The organism is Pelagimonas sp. (assembly GCF_058892305.1).
The window spans coordinates 72,559-91,165 of the sequence record NZ_JBZXVN010000011.1; the positions used below are offsets into that span (position 1 = coordinate 72,559).

Here is an 18,607-nt window from a genome sequence, read left to right on the forward strand (position 1 = left end):
CTTGCCAGTCTTCGTTTACCACAGCGTCATTACAGTAGATTGGATCAGGAATTGTGTAAAAAAATCGAGTAAATTCCGACAGTCCATGCGTGGAAGTCGGACCAATTTACAATTATAAACTGACTATCAGAGGCTTACCGTCTGGCCCAGTAAAGCGTGGGTGGCGGAGACGAAGGGAGCGCTTAGTTTGTTTCAGGGAATTTCACTAAATCCCAAACTCCAAAATTCGACGTTATCTTTCAGCCGCTTACTTCGCAGAGAGTTTCAGGTGGTCTAAAATTGTTTCTGCCAATCCCGCGTTTTCTGTGGGGCTGAGTGTGGGGCTACGCAACAATCTTGCGCAATTTCGAGTTCGCCCTGCGCTCCGCCACTCAAGGTTCGACGGACACCCCAATTTCTGAGGCGGACACCCCTCATTGAATGGCGGACAGGTCGAATGTTCGACGGAGGCGGCGGGATTAGAACCTTGAATATAGCGGAGCCCCACATGGCTGGAAAACTCACGGCGCGCGGCGTCAGTACCATCAACGAACCGGGACGATATAGCGACGGAAACGGCATGATGCTGATCGTGCGTGCGACCGGGGCCAAAAGCTGGCTGCAACGGATCACCATTCACGGCAAGCGGCGTGACATTGGCCTCGGGGCCTTTCCAGAAGTGTCACTGGCTGATGCCCGTCGCTTGGCAGAGGACAACAAGCGTTTGGCGGCGGCTGGGGGCGATCCCTTGGCGACCAAACGAGGGGCTGCTCAGAAAGCCAGAGAAGAGGCGCAGGAGGGCCTGACATGGGCCGAAGCCTGCAATGAGGTTCACCAACTCAATGCGGGTAGCTGGAAGAACGCCAAGCACAGTCAGCAATTCATCAACACCTTACGCACCTACACTGCCAACATGGCCCGCCCGCCGTGTGTTCCAACGCATTCAGAAGGTGCTGTCTTGGGCCAGAGCGCAAGGGGCTTACCAAGGCTCGCCGCATGACACGATGGATGCAGTAAAGGCGGCTCTGCCAAGTCAGAAGCAGGTCGCTAAAGTATGACACCATCCGGCCATGCCATATATGGAGGTTCCCGAGTTCATCACTACACTGCGTCAGTCCAAGGCCCGTCCCACGACCAAGCTGGGGTTAGAGTTCCTGATCCTCTGTACCGCCCGGTCTGGCGAAATGCGTTTGGCTGAATGGTCTGGGGTCGATCTGGACGCCCGGTTGTGGACGATCCCTGCAGAGCGAATGAAGATGGGCAAACCACATACAGTGCCGCTCACAGAGCGCGCCTGTGCCATTCTCAGGGACGCCAAGCTGTATTCGGATGGTTCACCCTTGATCTTCCCCGGTGCCAAGCGCGGTCGCCCCATGTCCGACATGACACCCCGCAAACTGATGGCCGATCTTGGGTCCGCCTACGTGCCGCACGGGTTCCGCTCGACCTTTCGGGATTGGTGCAACGAGGTCGCAAGAGCGCCGCGTGAGGTTGCCGAAATGTGTTTGGCCCATAACATCGGAAACGCGGTTGAGCGCGCGTATAGCCGGTCTGACTTTCTGGAACGCCGCCGTGAGTTGATCGAGGCTTGGGGGGAATATGTTGAGCCGGAGAAGCCGACCAACGTGTTCAAGATATCGGCCTAGAAACCTAACCGCCCCCTCAACTCATGCACGTTTTGCCTGTGGTACTATGTGACCTAAAAAAACTTGGTGGAAAAATTTGCAATAACAGGGGTCTTGCGGTACCCATACATCATCGGAAATCCGTTCAAAGCCTCGTATCACGTCACTGTGCTACGCGGCTTTTTTTATGACACCTGACATATTGGAGTGTTCCATGTCTCTTGACCTAACCGCCCCGGCGGACCCCTTAAACTCGTTTCCCGCTGAGAAAGTCTTGCTAGATGCAATCGACCTGCAAGCCATTCTGGGGATCAGCAGAACGACCCTCTGGCGCATAACAAAGACTGGCGAGTTCCCCCAACAGATCAAGATCACCAAGAACCTGACACGGTGGCATCGGGCGGAAGTTGACCAGTGGATTGCGGACAAGGCGGCAGAACCACGTCAGGCCTCCATCAACTAAAACCGCAACCAAAAACCTGTGAGCCGCGAAAAGCGCTCGGTCTCTTCGGATGCCGGGCGCTTTCGCGTTTCTGAACCACCCCAAATGAAAAGGCCCGCCTCATTACGAGAGCGGGCTTTTCTTTGGCCGGCGTCGCAAGCGCCAAATCTGGAAGTATTAATATGAGCGTTATAACATCACACCCGCTGATCGGGCAACCCTGTCCGGCAAAAAAGAACCCAATTCCGCAGATAAAAATCCCTGACCATGAAGCGATCAAGCGCATCTGTAAAGAGTTCAAGGCCCAGCCGCCGTGGGTTGCCAAAAGCCCAGAGCGATATGGCTTCACATTAGCTGACAAGAAGGCCGACAGGTGGCGCAAGCTGCTGTGGCACACCAAGCGCCAGATCACCTCAGTGGAAGGTCTCAGCGCCACACAGAGGGCCGTTCTCGCAGTCTACACACACTTCGCCCCGATCCTGCTGAACGAGGCCGGAGCGTTCTTCCGGGGGCCGTCATCCGTAGCCCTGAGCGTGTTGGTAAAGGCGGCTCGGAAATCACCAGCATCGGCGAAACAGGCGCGGGCAGAGCTCGTTGAGCGCGGCCTGATGGCTCCGGTCCGCAGGTCCAAATTCGACGGAAACAAAACAAAGACGGAGTTTGTTGTGAACCACCCGAAACTAAGAACCCTTGGCCACCAGTGGGAAGACCCCACGCTTGACGCCCAGATCGAAGCTGCCCTGAAAGAATGGGATAAGCATGACCCATTCCGAGACATGCACGATAAGGCCAAGCCGCTGTATCTCGCGTTGGTCAAAAATCCCAAACTCACCAACGCCAAACTAACAAAAAAGCTGGGTGTCAGCCCCGCAACGTTAAAACGCATCAAGTCCGAGTTTGTAGCGGTAGGGGCAATGCACCCAGCGAAAGCAGTGGGATTTGCACCCACGATTAACCCTAGCTTCTTCCAGCCAACCAAGCATGAGGTTATCGAAGATTTCAACCCGATCGAGGCCGAAGAAATGGAGCGCGGAGAGGGGGGACAAAGCCCGGATCGCTCCGACCAAATCAAGAGTGAATTGGTGCACTCAGAGGGGGGCTCAAAGGGGGCTCAAAGCCCGGCCAGAAATTGGCCACTAAGATATATAAAGGGCGAGTTACCGGAAAATGCAGGTTTGGCGAATGATCCGAAGGTTGAAAGCCAGCCAGAGGATGGAGGCCAAAAAACTGATTTCTCCAACGACCCAGAGCAGCGCTCCAAACAGAGCCAGGCAGAAGTTGAAGAAACTGACCGCGAGTTATTCGATCTGGATGGCAGCGCCGCCGGCCCTCTGACTTGGGATGAATACAAGGCGCGCTTTGCAGTACGAGGCCGGTCCCTGTTTGCACTCCGGGCGATGGCCGCAAAGGCGGGTGTTGATCTACCACCGCTCAATCTGGCCGATGGAAGCACTCACGACGCAGTGAGCAAGCTTGAGCCAGTTGCCCCCTCCATCACAGCGCACGCCCAGCGCTACGATGATGGGACGCCGGAAGAACAAGAGGCATGGCGCGCGTTCAGAACCTTGCACTGGAATGCCGGCGTTCGTCCTGTTGCCGCGATCAGAGACATGGCACGTGAAGCGGGTTTGTACGTTCCCCCTTTCCGTGAGCCGCGCAAGACGCCAAGCCCGCGTGTGGAGCCGTTCAGTGAGCCTACAATGCAAAGCTGGGGAACTTGCACGGGCCACGTTTGAAGCGCCACAGCCCCGTACTGAGCCGCAGCCTGAGCCGAAAGAGGCCAAGCCAACGCCCAAGGCTGACACATCCCTCCGTGACGCTTGGGACGCTTTCAGAACCAAACACTGGAACGCTGGTGTTCGACCTGTTGCTAAGATCAGAGACATGGCCCGAGCAGAAGGGATAGAGGTTCCCGAGTTTGGCGAACCTGACCCATCCCGAACCCCCACTTGGCTTGCCGCTGACCTTAAGGCAGAACGCGCCGCAATCATCGAATACGAGGGAGGATTGAACCGGTCCGAAGCAGAAGCCCTTGCCTCACCATCCGGCCTTGCGCGCAACGACGCCCAGCGTGACGCCATGCTGGCCGACTTTCGGTGAACGCCATGTATCGTCCTGACCCATTTGCCGGTCTGTCGTTTGAAGAAATCGACAGCTATTTCAACCCTGAGCCGGGGCCGATGCCAAATTGGGTTGGGCGCTGGGACGCAAACAGCCGCCAGCACAGCCCGATGTGCCCTTGTTGGATTTGCGCCAAAGGGCGGGGAACAGAGCGTCACGAGGCACGCTCTCTAGGTGATTCTCACAATTCTCACCAAAAGCGCACACAGCCCCCCTCGCAGCCGGTCTCTGCCTCCTCTAGTGGTGTCCCAACCGAGATAGCGGCAAGGGGCGAGAACGAGCGACGAATTTCGATTGAATACCTGACGGGTTGCCTGAGCTACGATCCGGGAAACGGTGCGCTTGAATGGAAGCGTCGGCCATCCAGTCAATTCAAATCGGAAACCGCCGCCGACCGTTGGAACGATCGGTTTGCAGGGCAGTCCGCAGGGAACCTCAATGACGGTGGATACCTCACCCTTAGCCTCGGCGGGATTGGCCTGCTTGCACATCGTGTGGCATGGGCGCTGACAACTGGCGCTTGGCCCGAGGGGATCATTGACCACATCGACCACAACCGAAGCAACAACAGCGCCCGGAACCTACGGGACGTTTCGCAGGCTGAGAACAATCGCAACCTGAGCAGATTTGTCACCAACACATCGGGTGTGACCGGCGTATCATGGCACAAGGCAAGCGGAAGGTGGCGCGCACAGATCGGTGACGGCAAGCACCTTGGCACATTCGACAGCTTTGGCGGTGCAGTGGCAGCGAGGCAGAGGGCTGAGACGGAATTTGGGTATCACGCGAACCATGGCAAACATATTGAAATGCATAGCTAAAAAGCTCGAAGGTAGCGGCATTCGGCCACAAATCCCTTAAAATGGTGCCTGCCTACTAGAAAGGGGGGACTTATTTCGGTAGACACCAAAGGCACGAGGGACTGATTTGCCCACTATTTCTCCCTCGGCTGGTCGGGAGGATCATATGGCCGGTACTGTTTGTGAAGATCAAATGCATACAAATACCCATAAAGTTCAATATCTTGCACCAATCCCATGTCGAGCCACCAAGAAAGCTGTTATGGCATTTGCGGAGGATGTGCGAGAGAAGGTAGGAATTGCAAATGGGTTTCAGTTGCCCGACCTTATTCGGAGCAACGGTGGAAACATAGAGCAGATCGGGTTTCTCGACGACGATCAAACCGACGCAATCATCATCGAACCTGATGAGAGTTTTGTTATTCGTGTGTCTGCTCATACCGGCGTTTTGCGCGACAACTTCACCATTGCTCACGAGCTGGGCCACAAATTGCTCCATTGGCCTTTGGTTCGTCAATCGAACCCAAACTCTGGCATGAAAGCCACCCGTTGGGTGGACAAAAGAAGTGATGACTTGATCCGGTGCGAGTGGGAGGCAAATTGGTTCGCCTCGGCATTTCTCATGCCTGAAGAGCAGTTTAGGGACGCCTATGCGCGTGGTGTGGCTAGTGAGCAATTTGGTGTGACTGCATCTGCGGTAGAAGTTAGGGCAAAAACTCTTGCCACCATCAACTGACAGCTCGGACTTGAGATTTGAAGCTGCGGAATACCGAGTTCGACTGTTTCTTTCAGTCGATCTTAGTGGATCGACTGCCTTTAAGAATTCCAGTGCAGGAAAAGAAGTCGCAGACGGCGCGGCCCCCAAATGGGTGGGCGTTTTCCGGAAGTTCTACAACGAATTTCCGGTGATGCTTCAGGCTGACTTTCACAAGAACCGCAGTCAGCTAGTTGGTGATGACGAATGCCCGAAACTCTGGAAGGCTGTTGGGGACGAACTGGTGTTTTGCGGGTTAGTATCCAATCGCATGTCCGTCGCGAACGCAGTCAACTCATTTATTAGCACGTTGCATAATTACAGGAAAATTCTCGGGCAGCAGGATGTTCCATTGAACGTGAAGGGCGCAGGGTGGATTGCAGCATTCCCTGAGCCAAATAGAGCCATCCAAATGAGGCGCAATACCAATGGCCGAGAAATGCTCAGTGCATCCGAAGGCCTTGAGCAGGCTGCTGACAAAAATCCTTTTGACTATGATTTTCTTGGCAAGGCAATCGACACAGGGTTTCGGGTCGCCGGCATGGCACAGCCCGATCGTATGGTTCTAAGCGTTCAATTGGGCCAATTGCTCTCCAGCTACGGTGAAGGAGAGGCAAATTTTGGGCACTCAATTCGGATGGATAAACCCGTTTCGTTGAAAGGTGTAAATGGCGGAAGCCCATACCCAGTTTTGTACATTGATACTGTTAAACATCTAAAAACCGAAGGCTTATTACGACTTGAGCGAAGCCTTTTAGCGCAGAATGGAGCACCGGATAGTCGTGAGATGAACTCGTATTTGACCGAATATTGCAGGTCGAATAATACTGACGAAATAGCGTTAAGGGAGTGCGATACAAGTGCTTTAGTACCTGCTCCAACCAGCTACAACGAACACAAGCCTAAGATCCAAGCTCACCTAGAAGCAGAGCGTGATAGGGAAAGCCAATCTGAGGACGAAAACTTCGAAGATGGAACACTACCACAGGTTTCAAGTGGCGATACGCTCACGACAATTGGTACATCTTCCAACGGTTCGGAAACATAAGAGCAGCTCACTTTTCTGGCTCAGCCTTAACCACCCTCCCGTTCCAATCGACCTGAACCCGATACATGCGACCATCGCTGCCTTCTATGACGTGAGTGCCAGGTGCAAGCCTGCCATTGCGGTGAACGACAGACGGGCGCACGGTTTTTTCGTTTGAAGGTGGTGGTTTGGAAGCGTACGAGCGGGCTTCAACCGGGCGTGCCACAGGTGCATTGGGCTTGCCTCCGTTATCCCGCAGCCTTTCGAACTCAGTCATTGCTACTTGCCGTTTTCGAGCGTTGTCCGCGATTTCATCGTTTACTTTGGCCAAAGCGCCCAGAATACCCTGTGTGCCGCGGGCTTTTCTCTGTGCCGCGGTCTCTAGCATGCCGCTCGACGTAGCAGCCAACCAGACGGCAACAGGGTCAATCTCTTGCCCAGATGCGAGGCTCCCCCCACTTCACCGGCTGTGGCCGTGAGGCGCTGTGTGAACTGATCTATGAGCATGTCAGCAACGGGATGCCCAGCAAGATTGCGGGCAACGGCACCCTGTCCAAGCATTTCGAATGCCGCGACCACAAGACCACGCGCAGCACCGCGCTGAGAGGCTTCCCTTAACAGATTGAGATCAGTCAGCACACGACGAGCGTCGGACGGGCTTTCCAGACGAATGCCTTTCTCACGCAAGAGTTGGTCAGTGGTGGATGCATAGGTTGGAGCCAAACCTGTCGCCCCAAGGGCTAGGCTGGTCAACGCAGGGCTTCTTGTTGCCGCAGCAGTGCCAAATGCAGCAAGCACTGAGGGCGCAGCCTCTACGGCACTTTCAGCCGCGTATATTGGCAAGACGGGAAAGTTTTGAACAAGGGTGCTGGCAGTGTCCCGAAAGCCGCCATCGCTCTCTGCTAGATCGCGTTTCAGGTTCTCTGAATAGGCGGACATGGGTAGCTCCTGAGCCTGAGCAGTCAGTTCACCAGCGGCTTGAAGATTATTCAGGAGAGCGCTTTCCAACTTCGGCGTACCAATCTGTTGGTTTCGTTGCTTGACCTGTATCGCGTCTGAAAATGTACTGACCATCGACGCGGGATAACCCAAATCTGACAGTGCTTTGGCCGCTGCTTCGGGTGTGGTCACGTTCAGCCCTTCGGGTATCTCGGGCAGTCCTGAGAATTGCTTGAATGTTTCGGCAATCATTTGGTCGCCCATACGTGCATCTTGCAGCTGACGTGCGTTCAGATCGGCCATCGCGGTTGGCCCAGCTACGCGGGTGTTCAGAATGCCGCGACGCAAAGCCCTCCCAAGCGCTGTACCTTCAGGGTTAACCAAAGACGGATTGAGTTCGGGGAAATTCTCGTTTGGCTCCATCGCTGCCATAATGGCGGCTGATGGTTGATAACCGGGCGGCACAGGCTGACCGACCTTCACCGGAGCTGAAAAGGCGTCAACCTGTTGAACCAACGGGTTAGCTTCGGGGGCTGGCATTACTGCGCTCTTGAAGGCTTCGGCCCGCTGCCTTTCATCTAGTTCTGCGTCCTTTGTAAAAGGCTGGTAGGGCAACTGCTCCGCAGCTTGGCGCATAGCAGCGGTTGGATCATTTGGACCACCTATCGGTGCAGGTCTATTTCCTCCATTCACTGTGCCGGCCGATTGCCCTTGCACTACTCGAATGGCCGCTGACAAGCCCCCCGGCCGCATTTCCGGGCGCACAACCGACCTATCCGGTGCTTGCGCGGTAGGCGCAGACGCAAGACCCAGCTTCTCGTGAAGCATCGCAGGCGTCATACCCAGTTCCGAAAGCTCATTGCGGCTCAACCGATCCACAAATTCAACATCAGATAGTTCTGGCGCTATCTCGGCCTTTATCTCTCGAATGAGGTTGGCGGCAGCAATCATGTCTCAAGGCTCACTCTTTGGGCGCAGATCACGAAAGCGCTTGAGTTTGGCTTTGGGTTGCGACTTGGACTTCCGGCGAGGCTTGACCTTTGGCTGGGCTTTCTCCGGCAATCGCACGTAAACCTCATCCAAGAACTCATGCAGGCCACCGGGGGACATAAGCCATAGCTGATGATGATATGGATGCTGCCAGATGAGGTTTTCTCGCGCCCACTCCAAAGCATTCTCACCTGCCTTAATCACAACACCAATGATTGGGTAATCTTGTGAGAAGGTGCTTACAGCGTACATCAGCAAATAGTCATCGCTGACCACGGCAAAATGACCGGCCTCTGGCTGTAACTGCCGCTCCATATATTCCTGCCGATCTAACATTTGTTGCCTACGAGATTTCATCACCGGTTCCCATATTTGTTGATGCCGAACGGCTGCGACCGCCGCAGCATTTCATCAATGCTGACCTGTGGCGCGTCAGGTGCGTCAGTCTAGGCCACATGCGTTCTACTCTCTCTCAGCACTGCCTCAGCGGCTTTGACTTGCTCAACCATGGCGTCCCGGCGCGCACGATCTCGCGCCTCTCGCTGGGCCTGCTCCAGCGCTGCTTCCAGCTCACGTTGATTGTCCAGCACAGTAATTTCCCGCAGGTGTTCGAGCCGTTTGACCTCCAAAATATCATCCTGAGTAACTGCCTCAGACAGTAAGCCATCCAACCGATTGAGCCTTGAATTTCGCCGCATCGAAGGGGCCTCGGACGCTGGCACAACAACCGTCATGACCTGAAAGCCATTTTCTGACAGGATTTGTCGCTCATTTTGCAAACGCTCCCTGTCAGCTTTGCGCCGATGGGCCGTTGGCGGTCTGCCTCGCGGCTTTTTCTTGCCCGGTTTCTGTTTTCGCAACGACACTTGCCATTCCCTGTGTAAGCCCGTGAATTAATGGATTTGTACCATGAGCAGGCAGCGCAGTGCGCGCGACAATCGAGGGAAATGTCAGTCTAATGGGGGTTTGGAAACCGTTGAAACTTGAGTGAAATACTCTGGTGGCAGTAGGTGCCTCACCCTATGGGTCTCTCTGTGTGTGGGGGGTATGTGACAGTATGAGAGAAACAGCCTATTCCGGCCAAGCCAGATGATCGAGGCTCACGGCTTTAATCCCCGTTTGGGCATTCGCTCTGATCGTCTGTCAGCCCTGAGTGCAGCGCGCGCCACGATTGCTGTAGCATTCTCCTACGCAGCCGCTCTTGCCCCTCTGTGCTTGCATCAACCCGGTAGCTTTTGGTCATTTCACACCACCAGCCATAGACCACCAGCCCATCAACGTTGAACCCTCGAACCTCACCGACATGCAAGCGCCTCTGATAGAGGTGTTCGGCTGTCTTGGCCTCGGTCCAACGATCATCAGACTTGCCCCTGTGGGCCTCTATGCGCCTCTGAAACTCGACCTTGAGGCGTAGCTGCTCACTCCCCCTGGCATCACCAATGCGGGTCAGCAAGGCTTCCAGTGAGCGACGCTCAGAGGCACTTATGAAACGAGGGATTTGCATCCAACCAAACTGGCTAGCCAACCAGACCAAAGCAACTTTGTTTTTCAAAATGTGGTGTCGCCAGAGGACGCAGAGGTAAAAGAATATGGTACCTAAAAAAATCCGGGTCTGACGGGGGGGAGGTCTTTTGAAACCGATGGGGGGGGTGCCCCATTGCATTCACCACATCCCTTGCCAAGCCCATGCCCCCTTACCCCCTCTCAGCGGTGGGGAACTTGCCGGGGTCTCGCTCGGGATATTTCTGTGAGGTTGGTTGCTCTGGCTGGCTTGCAACAGCCGCCTCAAGCTCCTGCCAGCGGTCAACGATCCGGGCCGTGGCCTCGGGCGATAGCTGCGCCACCGTGATCATGCTCGTGCGCTTGTCGCAGAGATAGTAGCCCATTGGCCTGCCGCCGCCGGGAGTTGGCGTTTCCCCCATTGGGGGGATCGCAAAAATCCCGTTATCTGCAAGGCGTTCAATGGATTGCTTCACCTTGTCGTGCCGTTTGTCCAACAGATCGGCAATCTCTTTGCTCGACATGGTGAGCGGTTCGCCTATCACAACACATGGTACAAGCATCCAATACTCTCAGGGAACGCCGACCAAGCGGGTAGCCCAAAATCTAACGCATTCCCGGCCACATGAGGCAGTGGCTGTGTCTGAGCGGTGAGAGGCCAGATTTCACGCTCGGCCTGGCCTCAGGTTGGGCCTTAACCCAAGGTCGCCTCACCCGACGCCAATGCCTTTGCTGTTGGCGCGTCGTCAATCAGCCCGGGTAGATCGTCAGTCATAGCCCATGCTGCATCATCAGCAGCCCAGCGGCTTGCCTGTCGGGCCGCGTCATGGACTTCCTGAACGACATGAGCCGCCGCGGCCAACGCTTCCGTGCGCTCATGTAGAACCACACGCTGGCTGCGTAGAGCGGCCTTGATAGGGGCAGGCGTGTCGCTATCCGCCTCTAAGGCAGCAAGTGTTTCCACGGCTTCTGACAGGGGCATAATAGATGCGTTCGGGATGGTTGTCTGTGATCCTTTTACAGTGCTTGGTTGCGCCGATAAAAGAGCGACGGAAACCCACTCCGTCAACTGCCTTAAACTCAGGCAAGCTATTGGTTTTATGTTTTAAATCTGGAATGATTGAATGTAAGTTGATTTTGAAGTTAACCAGATCCGTGCCCGGTTGCCCCCCAAATCAACTGCCGCCATGCGAGGGTTGTCTTTGTTGCGCTTGCACCTGCGTTACTTACATCCAGTTTGGAGCCGCCCATAGGGTGCGACGATCTGTCAGACCCCACGATTGGACTTGAGGGAGAATGCCGGGGCGATCCGCTCCAGTGCACCCAAGTCTTCGCTCATGTCCTCAATCTGGATGGCCTGAGCCTTCAATCGCTCGTCGCGCTCGTTCAATGTGCGCTCAGCCTCGATCAGCGCCGCCGGCATGAGTGACGATCCACTGAGGGGCTTTGCGACCTCGGCCTCAAGCTCCTGCCAGCGGTCAACGATCCGCGCCGTGGCCTCGGGCGATAGCTGGGCCACGACGATCATGCTGGTGCGATTGTAACAAAGATAGGCGGTTAATGGCTTCCCCCCACCGCGAGTTGGCGGTTCCTCAGTTTGAGGAACCGCAAAACCCCCCCTTATCTGCAAGGGTTTTGATGGTGCGCTTCACATTGTCGTGGCGCAGGTCCACCATTGGCGGGAATGCATAAACCCCCTTATCTGTACCAAAGTTGCACGTCCACAGACTATGGGGTGCGAGAGGTCAGGCAGAGCAACGAGACCGCGCTGCGCTTCTGGATGGCCTAGCACGGGGGAACAGCCCGAGACTGCGTACCGTTCGCCAGCGGGCCAAGCAAGCGCAATCCGCCAGATAGCGTCCATCATGCTCCAACGCACCTATTCGACCTGATTTGCGCGATCTGCATAAATCTGACCTGTGCGATACTGGCAACAGTTCAATGTGTTGCAATGTGTGGGGCTAACCGTGGGGCTGCGTAATGCACCACCACCCTAACACGTTGTTTTGCAACAATATTTCATGGGATAGTGGCGGAGACGAAGGGAAATCCTACTTCAATCTGCCGATGTAACGATATCAGAGGGTTAGCTTGGACCACGCCCGAAGTACTTGCCCGAACTGTACCAGATGACTGTGCCATGGGAAGGGAATGTCGTCTGAAAAGACTCAACCGCCTTCGAGTTCGCAAAAGATACCCCAAAAAAGGAGACCAGACAGGATTCGCTATGTGCGACCCAACAAACCAGCGCATAGCTTTTGCAGACAACCTGTATCTACGCGCATGGAAAGCGCGTCTCGTCTCAATAGTTCGGGCGTCAGGTAAGCGTGATACTTCTCAAAAATCAGGTTCGGCGAATGTGCAAACAGATCGGGGGGCTCCGCGTTGGCCATTGCCGATAGCACCTGCTCCAAAGTGCGATCAGCGTCGCCTGTCTCAACCAGCAAAAACCCATCGTGCTGAGTAATCTGAAAACCTGATGCTCCCAGTGCCATAGCCAGTGTCGTCGTTTTGACTGTGCCGCAGCGCGTTGCAAGAATACATGCGCTTCCGCCCAATTCAACGAAAGACGCTACCGCGAACCCCTGTCGCGCATAGTTGGCGCGAGCCTCGCCAAGCAGGCGCAGAGCCGCTTGATCCATGTAGCTCGGCTTAAAATCCCCTTCGAGAATGTCGAACATCTTCTCGACAACACGATCATGGACCATGCCCGGATCGCCCCCGAATAGCGGCGGAACACCGGCCGTTGCGGGTTTCACGAGGATGACCTTTTCCAGATCGTGGATTTCCTGAACGACCCACCTGCGACCCGAGAATATCAGCAGCATTCCCGGTGTCAGGATATTGTCTATCGGCAATGTGCCCAGTTCTTTGCCATCGGTAACAAGGCGGAATTCCTCGGGCGTCTTGAAAACGGCATAGAAGCTGTAATGCTCGACAATTCGCTCGCCTGCCGCGCCGAGCAACAGCAACCCGTCAGAGGATTGTTCGATCAATTCAGCCTCGGGCCGCCCCATTGCCCGAAGAACGTCCAAAAACACCCCGATGTCTACCTGCCGGAACGGTCCCTCCTGACAAAGAATACGGTACAACCTGTTTGCCTGCGCACCACCGCGCTCGGCAATGACCGACAGGATTTGATGCACCAGTGTAGATAGATGCAGCGCCTCCGGTCTTGGAGGTTCGCACCAGCCCTCCAGCAACAGTTCGATCATGGCAATTGCGCGGATCAGGCCGAGCCGGAGTTGATCGACAAAGCTGCTTTCGCTATCCAATTTGGCCTCAACCGCATATTGGCGCAAGATCGCAGGCTGACCTTCGCGACGTCCCGAACGCCCCAGCCGTTGGCGCAGAGCTGCAACGCTGAACGGAGCACCCACCTGGGCCACACAGGCCACATCCCCGATGTCGATGCCTAGTTCCAGAGTCGAGGTGCACACGGCGGTTGTTGGAAGGTTCGCATCTTTCAGGCGTTTCTCGACAAAGTCCCGATGTTCCCGCGCTAGACTTGCGTGGTGGGGATAGAATTCCTGCGGCAGATGAGCCTTTTCACAGAGATTACGCAATCGGTCGGCATAGATTTCGACCCATTGTCGCGCTCCAGCAAACACCAAGTTGTCACTGCCACGTAGGTGCCTAAATAAGTGCTCCGATACCGCATCTGTGGCAGATGGCGCATTTTCATCCTCCCCGCCTGACACATAACCGCGCAACTGCAAGAGCAGTTCGGCCTCTCCACCTTTGGCCTCGATCAGCTTCACAGCCTCTGCACTGTCAGGCCGTAGGTATGCGCTCGCCATATTCATGTCGCCGAGCGTGGCCGACAGCCCGACACGCCGGATCGGACGCTTCACGGCTATCTCTAGTCGCGTCAGCAATGACCGCATCTGAACTCCGCGCTCGCTATCCAGAACACTGTGCAACTCGTCGATCACGACCGCGCGCGTGGCCCCAAACAGGCGCGGGATTTCCAAACCCCGGCGCACGAACAGGGCTTCGAGGGATTCCGGCGTGATCAACAAGATGCCCTTCGGCGCCTTTGTCGCCCGCGCCTTCACGCTGCCCGACACGTCGCCATGCCAAGGATAGACGGGTAAACTGGCCTCTCGGCAGATGTCTTCGAGCCGCATCGCTTGATCGGTGATTAAGGCTTTGAGAGGTCCGACATAAACCAAATCGAAACCGCTGCACTCCGCCGGATCATCCAGAACCTGCGAGATAAGCGGCAAGAAAGCAGCCTCAGTCTTGCCCCCAGCGGTCGAGGCCGAAACGATCAGGTCTGCTTTGCCATCCATGATAGCATGAACAGCATCCGCCTGTATCTGGCGTAATTCCCGCCAGCCTTTTGAGCGCACCCATTTCTGAACCGGACGCGCCAACTTGTCGAAGGCAGAACTCATGACACCAGATCAAAGCTTGAAACTGACCAAATCGTCATCGCCCTCGTCTGGCTGCGACCCGGTTGCCTCGTCAATATCGCTCATATCGTCGCCCTGATCGTCAGCCACATCCAGATCATCAATCAGGTCCGACCATTCTACACCGGGGTTTTGCTCAAGCACCGCAAGCAGGTTGACGAAAGCTGTCACGGTGTTGCGCGGAGTACGAAAATACGCTTCGCCTATCCGCTCAGAACAATGAGACATGAAGGCTTCCAGCGCGGAATCCGGTAAAGCCGCCTCTTCTCCCTGCATTACCCGGCGCACGTTTGCCAGCAGAACGAACAGATCTTCGGGGGTCAGGCTAGCCAGTCGAATGACCGGGCCGGAGAGGTCCACAAGGCCCTCTCGGGCAAACGTGTTTTCCGCCAGTCGTGATTGCAGCGCCTCATAACTGTAAAGTCCCCGGCGCGTGTTCATCAGAAACTCGGGCGTTCCGCCCATCAGGAAGCCAAGATTCTCGGCACTGCCTTGCAGAACATCGTTCAAGATGCGCAGGATTTGCTCGTAATTGGCATTGCGGGCCTGCGATGAGGTCAGTTTGTAGAGGTTCACCATCTCATCCATGCCCACAAGCAGCCCTTTATACCCGGCCTCTACCACAAAGGCAGACATCAGCTTGAGATGGTCATAAACACTGGCGTCATTGATGATCGTGCGCACCCCAAGCGCTTTGCGGGCGTCAGTACGGGTGGCAAACTCACCTCGCAACCAGCGCAGGGCCGAGGATTTCAACTCTTCATCCCCGTTTTCATGCCCCTCCCAATAGCGACGGATAACCTCCGCAAACTCGAACCCGCCGGTCATTTCCTCGAAATGGGCCAGCTTCTCACGGATCACATTGCCGGTAGGGAGATCGCGGGCTTCTGCCTCTCGATGGGCGGTTGATACAAATCGCTCCACAACACTTGCCAATGCCCCGCTATCAGGCTTGGTTCGGGTCGAAAGGTTCCGCGCCATTTCGGCGTAAAGCCCTCGGGCCTGCCCGCCGGTCGCGTGAATGCGGCGATCCGGGGCAAGGTCAGCGAACATCACCACCAGCCCTTTTTCCAGCGCAACAAGGCGGATCAGGTTCATAAAGAATGTCTTGCCCGAGCCATACTCGCCAATGATGAAACGGATCGCAGACCCACCATCAGCAAGGCGATCCATGTCCTTGACCAATTCCTCGATCTCGCGCACCCGTCCGACTTGGATATGCCGCAGCCCCAGCTTGGGCACGACACCCGCCCGCAGGGCCTGAACAATTGCATCGCGTTCACGGGGTTTAAGCCTCGACATGGGGCATCTCCTCTTCAAATTTCTTTTTCAATTGCGCGGCCAGATCGGGCGAAACGTCGTAACCATCATATTCATCCAGCAGGGTCTCATCATAGGTTTCATAGGCCCATTCATTGATGTCCTCGATGGCACCGGAGGCCAGAAGCCCCGCATCACGGCATAATTCCTCGAACGCCTCTTCCGTCCAATGATCCTGTGCGATCAGGGCTTTCACCAAATGCGAATGCTTGGCATTCAAGCCACCAAGAACCGTTTCATCTGGCTCGGCCACCTCCGACACTTCCGGTGTGTCGTCGAAAATATTCCCCAACACCGAAGAGACACGCGCAGTGTCGGATTGGATGGCAGCGATCCGAGCAGCATCCAGCTTTGGCGGCCCAGATGGGGCGTCATCAGGAATGGTCTCTCCCGCAACACCGGGCTGAGCGGCGCGAACACGTACGGGGCCGTCACTGACATCCCCGGTATGAAGGTCAGAATACACCAAAGCCGGGTCCAGCCCCAACGCCTTGTAAACCTTCTCAATCCCTGCAACCTCCTCGGATTGGATCACACCATCCGCATGGGCTGCTGCAATCAATGCCGACCTGACTCCCGCCATGGCCTCTGGCCCGGTGTCCTTGAGCTTGCGCCGGAGCAAGGTCAAGTCCGGTGCAACTGCCAGCATCCATTCCACATTCGCAGCAAGACGACGGCATTCCTGCCCACTCAACCCATCCACGTCCGTGGCCTTTGCCAGTAGCGATTTTCTTTCGCTCTCAGTGATCTGCCCGTCTGCATGAGCAACAAACGATCCTAGCGCAGCCTCGATCAGCGCAGCACGGTACTCGTCGGACACGTCCTCCAATTGGCCGACAGCTTCGCCCAGCTCAAACAGCACGACAGGCTCATCCAGCTTTGGTGAGCGCAGAGCGAAACGGGGGTCCGGGGCAAAACCATACCCGATCCGTGCCAGCGCATCCGCCACGCCTGTGAGGATTCGTTTGTTCAGTTTCTCTGGCCGCGAACCTTCGAGGCGTTCAACAACGTCCAAAACAGGGATCAAGCCGCCACTGCCAACACGATCCGCAGCCCAAGCCTTGAGGCTTTCCAGTTCTTCACTGGGAAACAGCTCCCACAACTCCTGAGGCAATAGGGCTTGTGCCTCTACGCTGCCCCGTCCATCGGGATTGCGGCCCAGATAGCGGCTGAGCTTGTCGAGATCGTCCATCGCCTCATCTGCGATCTCCTGTGCGATCTCGACAGGCTTCCTCAGGCCAGAGATGTCTGGCACCGTGGCCCCATTCACCATCGGTTCTAGCTGCCCCTGAAACTCGCTTGATGCGGCCTGATAGGTGGGCTTAAGCATCTTGCGCGGCTTGCTTACTTTTAGACCTTCAGGAAAACGTTCGTCGAAGCGCAGCCTGAAAAGTGCGCGAAACTCTTCGGCACAGCGAGTTGCCGGGGTGCGCAGGCGGCGTTCAGGATGGCACATCAACCAGCTCAGAACCCAATCCGCCGAAAGCAAGTCGCCGCGTCCCACACGCGCCCCGATGGCGACTTTGAGCGACAGCGGTAGATCCCAACCACGATAATCGAAAACCGGCTCATAAACCGCCTCATCATTCAACGAGATTTGCGCAAGCTGAATGAACTCCCCCAGATACCTCTGCACCGATCCGTTATCCGGGTAGAGTTTCATCAAACGCCGGACTTCCTGCAAAATCTCCTGCTTTTCAGATTCTGAGGGTTGGTCCAGAACGAAACGGCGCTCCAATCCATAGAAATAGAGAAACATGTAGCCCTGATCGTATGATGGATCGGAACGTCCACCTGCCAGCCAATCCAAATAGGTCGCCCGACACTGCGAGGGGATTTCCGAATAGCCGGGCCAATAGGGCATGTAGTTGCCTACCTTGTCGGTGCCATCACGGGCGACAGACAGTGAGGGGTCAATGTAGGCCCGGCACTTGTCCCGATAACCGTAGTCGTTCAAGCGCGGCGGTGTGCCGACATAGACCATTCCGCCAATATTTCTTCCGCCGACATCAACTGATTCCGATGACGGCACCCATCCGGTACGTCGCGTGGCTTTAACCGGCCTTGCTCTCTCGTGTTCTTTCCGGTCGGCTATCTGTGAGAGTTCCGATGACGACGCCCTACTTGCCTCTACAATGGCTGCATAGTCCTGTTTGGGCGGCTGATATTGTGGGTTAGTTTCATTCTCCACTTTATTTAGGATACGAGAGGACCCAGAAAGCATGGCATCCCGATTGCGTTGCCTCAATGCTTGTTCTCGTCTCTCGATCTGCTCATTTAGGTCTGGTCGGTCACGGGGCGCGGACCTCTTTTTTGGCTTCGGTGATCCTCGTTTCAGTTCGGTGTCTGGTTGAGAAAATTCACCTTCTAGTTTAGCCAGCCTATTTGCCCTTCTTTTCTCGCCCCACCAAACCAGCGCAATTGGAACCCCGAACGAAAACAATATTTGAGCGCCATCCGGCCAGCTTTGAAGAATGGTCGTGACAGCAATCATGCAAAGCATGAAATATAAAACGAGAAAGAAAACTATTCTGAAAAATTTTACTATCGTCGACATCTAACACCGCCTTTTTGATGACCCTACGACGCATGGGATGGTTTGCAACAGCTATCGCCTGGGTTGTCCGGCATTTCTTCGAAGGCGTCTTGTGTTACTCAACATAAAAAGTTCCTACAAATCCCGGACAAATTT

18 protein-coding genes are annotated in these 18,607 nt (G+C 55.6%); 8 read left to right on the forward strand and 10 right to left on the reverse strand.

The features are described 5' to 3' along the window. The first annotated feature begins 487 nt into the window (after positions 1 to 487). From AC5EFR_RS04525 to AC5EFR_RS04560, 8 genes are all read left to right on the forward strand, one after another. Positions 488 to 979, forward strand: a complete 492-nt coding sequence (locus AC5EFR_RS04525) for an Arm DNA-binding domain-containing protein (protein ID WP_493574767.1) — start codon at positions 488 to 490, stop codon at positions 977 to 979. 70 nt (positions 980 to 1,049) lie between these two features. After that, positions 1,050 to 1,625, forward strand: a complete 576-nt coding sequence (locus AC5EFR_RS04530; RefSeq protein WP_493574768.1) for a tyrosine-type recombinase/integrase — start codon at positions 1,050 to 1,052, stop codon at positions 1,623 to 1,625. A gap of 193 nt (positions 1,626 to 1,818) precedes the next feature. After that, positions 1,819 to 2,067 carry a helix-turn-helix transcriptional regulator gene (locus AC5EFR_RS04535; RefSeq protein WP_493574769.1) on the forward strand — a complete coding sequence of 83 codons (249 nt, stop codon included), beginning with the start codon at positions 1,819 to 1,821 and terminating at the stop codon, positions 2,065 to 2,067. Between the two features lie 161 nt (positions 2,068 to 2,228). Further along, on the forward strand, positions 2,229 to 3,782 hold the full coding sequence (locus AC5EFR_RS04540; RefSeq protein ID WP_493574770.1) for a hypothetical protein: 1,554 nt from the start codon (positions 2,229 to 2,231) through the stop codon (positions 3,780 to 3,782). A gap of 148 nt (positions 3,783 to 3,930) precedes the next feature. After that, positions 3,931 to 4,146 carry a hypothetical protein gene (locus AC5EFR_RS04545; protein ID WP_493574771.1) on the forward strand — a complete coding sequence of 72 codons (216 nt, stop codon included), beginning with the start codon at positions 3,931 to 3,933 and terminating at the stop codon, positions 4,144 to 4,146. 5 nt (positions 4,147 to 4,151) lie between these two features. Continuing rightward, a complete protein-coding gene (locus AC5EFR_RS04550; protein WP_493574772.1) occupies positions 4,152 to 4,988 on the forward strand; it encodes an HNH endonuclease signature motif containing protein in 837 nt (278 codons plus the stop codon). Between the two features lie 145 nt (positions 4,989 to 5,133). After that, positions 5,134 to 5,703, forward strand: coding sequence for an ImmA/IrrE family metallo-endopeptidase (locus tag AC5EFR_RS04555; RefSeq protein ID WP_493574773.1), 570 nt, complete (start codon positions 5,134 to 5,136; stop codon positions 5,701 to 5,703). 10 nt (positions 5,704 to 5,713) lie between these two features. Further along, positions 5,714 to 6,769, forward strand: coding sequence for a hypothetical protein (locus AC5EFR_RS04560; RefSeq protein WP_493574774.1), 1,056 nt, complete (start codon positions 5,714 to 5,716; stop codon positions 6,767 to 6,769). 360 nt (positions 6,770 to 7,129) lie between these two features. Here AC5EFR_RS04560 and AC5EFR_RS04565 read toward each other — a convergent pair whose 3' ends face one another. The 10 genes from AC5EFR_RS04565 to AC5EFR_RS04610 form a co-directional block, all read right to left on the reverse strand. Beyond that, on the reverse strand, positions 7,130 to 8,638 hold the full coding sequence (locus tag AC5EFR_RS04565; protein WP_493574775.1) for a hypothetical protein: 1,509 nt from the start codon (positions 8,636 to 8,638) through the stop codon (positions 7,130 to 7,132). Positions 8,639 to 8,641: 3 nt separating this feature from the next. Then, positions 8,642 to 9,034, reverse strand: coding sequence for a hypothetical protein (locus tag AC5EFR_RS04570; protein ID WP_493574776.1), 393 nt, complete (start codon positions 9,032 to 9,034; stop codon positions 8,642 to 8,644). A gap of 89 nt (positions 9,035 to 9,123) precedes the next feature. Next, on the reverse strand, positions 9,124 to 9,456 hold the full coding sequence (locus tag AC5EFR_RS04575) for a hypothetical protein (RefSeq protein ID WP_493574777.1): 333 nt from the start codon (positions 9,454 to 9,456) through the stop codon (positions 9,124 to 9,126). A gap of 329 nt (positions 9,457 to 9,785) precedes the next feature. Next, entirely contained in the window at positions 9,786 to 10,202 is a 417-nt protein-coding gene (locus tag AC5EFR_RS04580) for a hypothetical protein (protein ID WP_493574778.1), read from the reverse strand. 169 nt (positions 10,203 to 10,371) lie between these two features. Further along, on the reverse strand, positions 10,372 to 10,701 hold the full coding sequence (locus AC5EFR_RS04585; protein ID WP_493574779.1) for a Rha family transcriptional regulator: 330 nt from the start codon (positions 10,699 to 10,701) through the stop codon (positions 10,372 to 10,374). Positions 10,702 to 10,871: 170 nt separating this feature from the next. Continuing rightward, a complete protein-coding gene (locus AC5EFR_RS04590) occupies positions 10,872 to 11,141 on the reverse strand; it encodes a hypothetical protein (RefSeq protein WP_493574780.1) in 270 nt (89 codons plus the stop codon). Between the two features lie 303 nt (positions 11,142 to 11,444). Then, positions 11,445 to 11,705: a hypothetical protein gene (locus AC5EFR_RS04595; protein WP_493574781.1), complete on the reverse strand. Its 261-nt coding sequence runs from the start codon at positions 11,703 to 11,705 to the stop codon at positions 11,445 to 11,447. 697 nt (positions 11,706 to 12,402) lie between these two features. Next, positions 12,403 to 14,577 (reverse strand): DEAD/DEAH box helicase, encoded by a 2,175-nt coding sequence (locus tag AC5EFR_RS04600; protein WP_493574782.1) that lies wholly within the window; start codon positions 14,575 to 14,577, stop codon positions 12,403 to 12,405. A gap of 9 nt (positions 14,578 to 14,586) precedes the next feature. After that, positions 14,587 to 15,897: an ATP-binding protein gene (locus AC5EFR_RS04605; protein WP_493574783.1), complete on the reverse strand. Its 1,311-nt coding sequence runs from the start codon at positions 15,895 to 15,897 to the stop codon at positions 14,587 to 14,589. Continuing rightward, complete coding sequence (locus tag AC5EFR_RS04610) at positions 15,884 to 18,472, reverse strand: TerB N-terminal domain-containing protein (RefSeq protein WP_493574784.1); 2,589 nt, start codon at positions 18,470 to 18,472, stop codon at positions 15,884 to 15,886. Before AC5EFR_RS04610 ends, AC5EFR_RS04605 begins: the two co-directional genes overlap by 14 nt. Positions 18,473 to 18,607 lie beyond the last annotated feature (135 nt).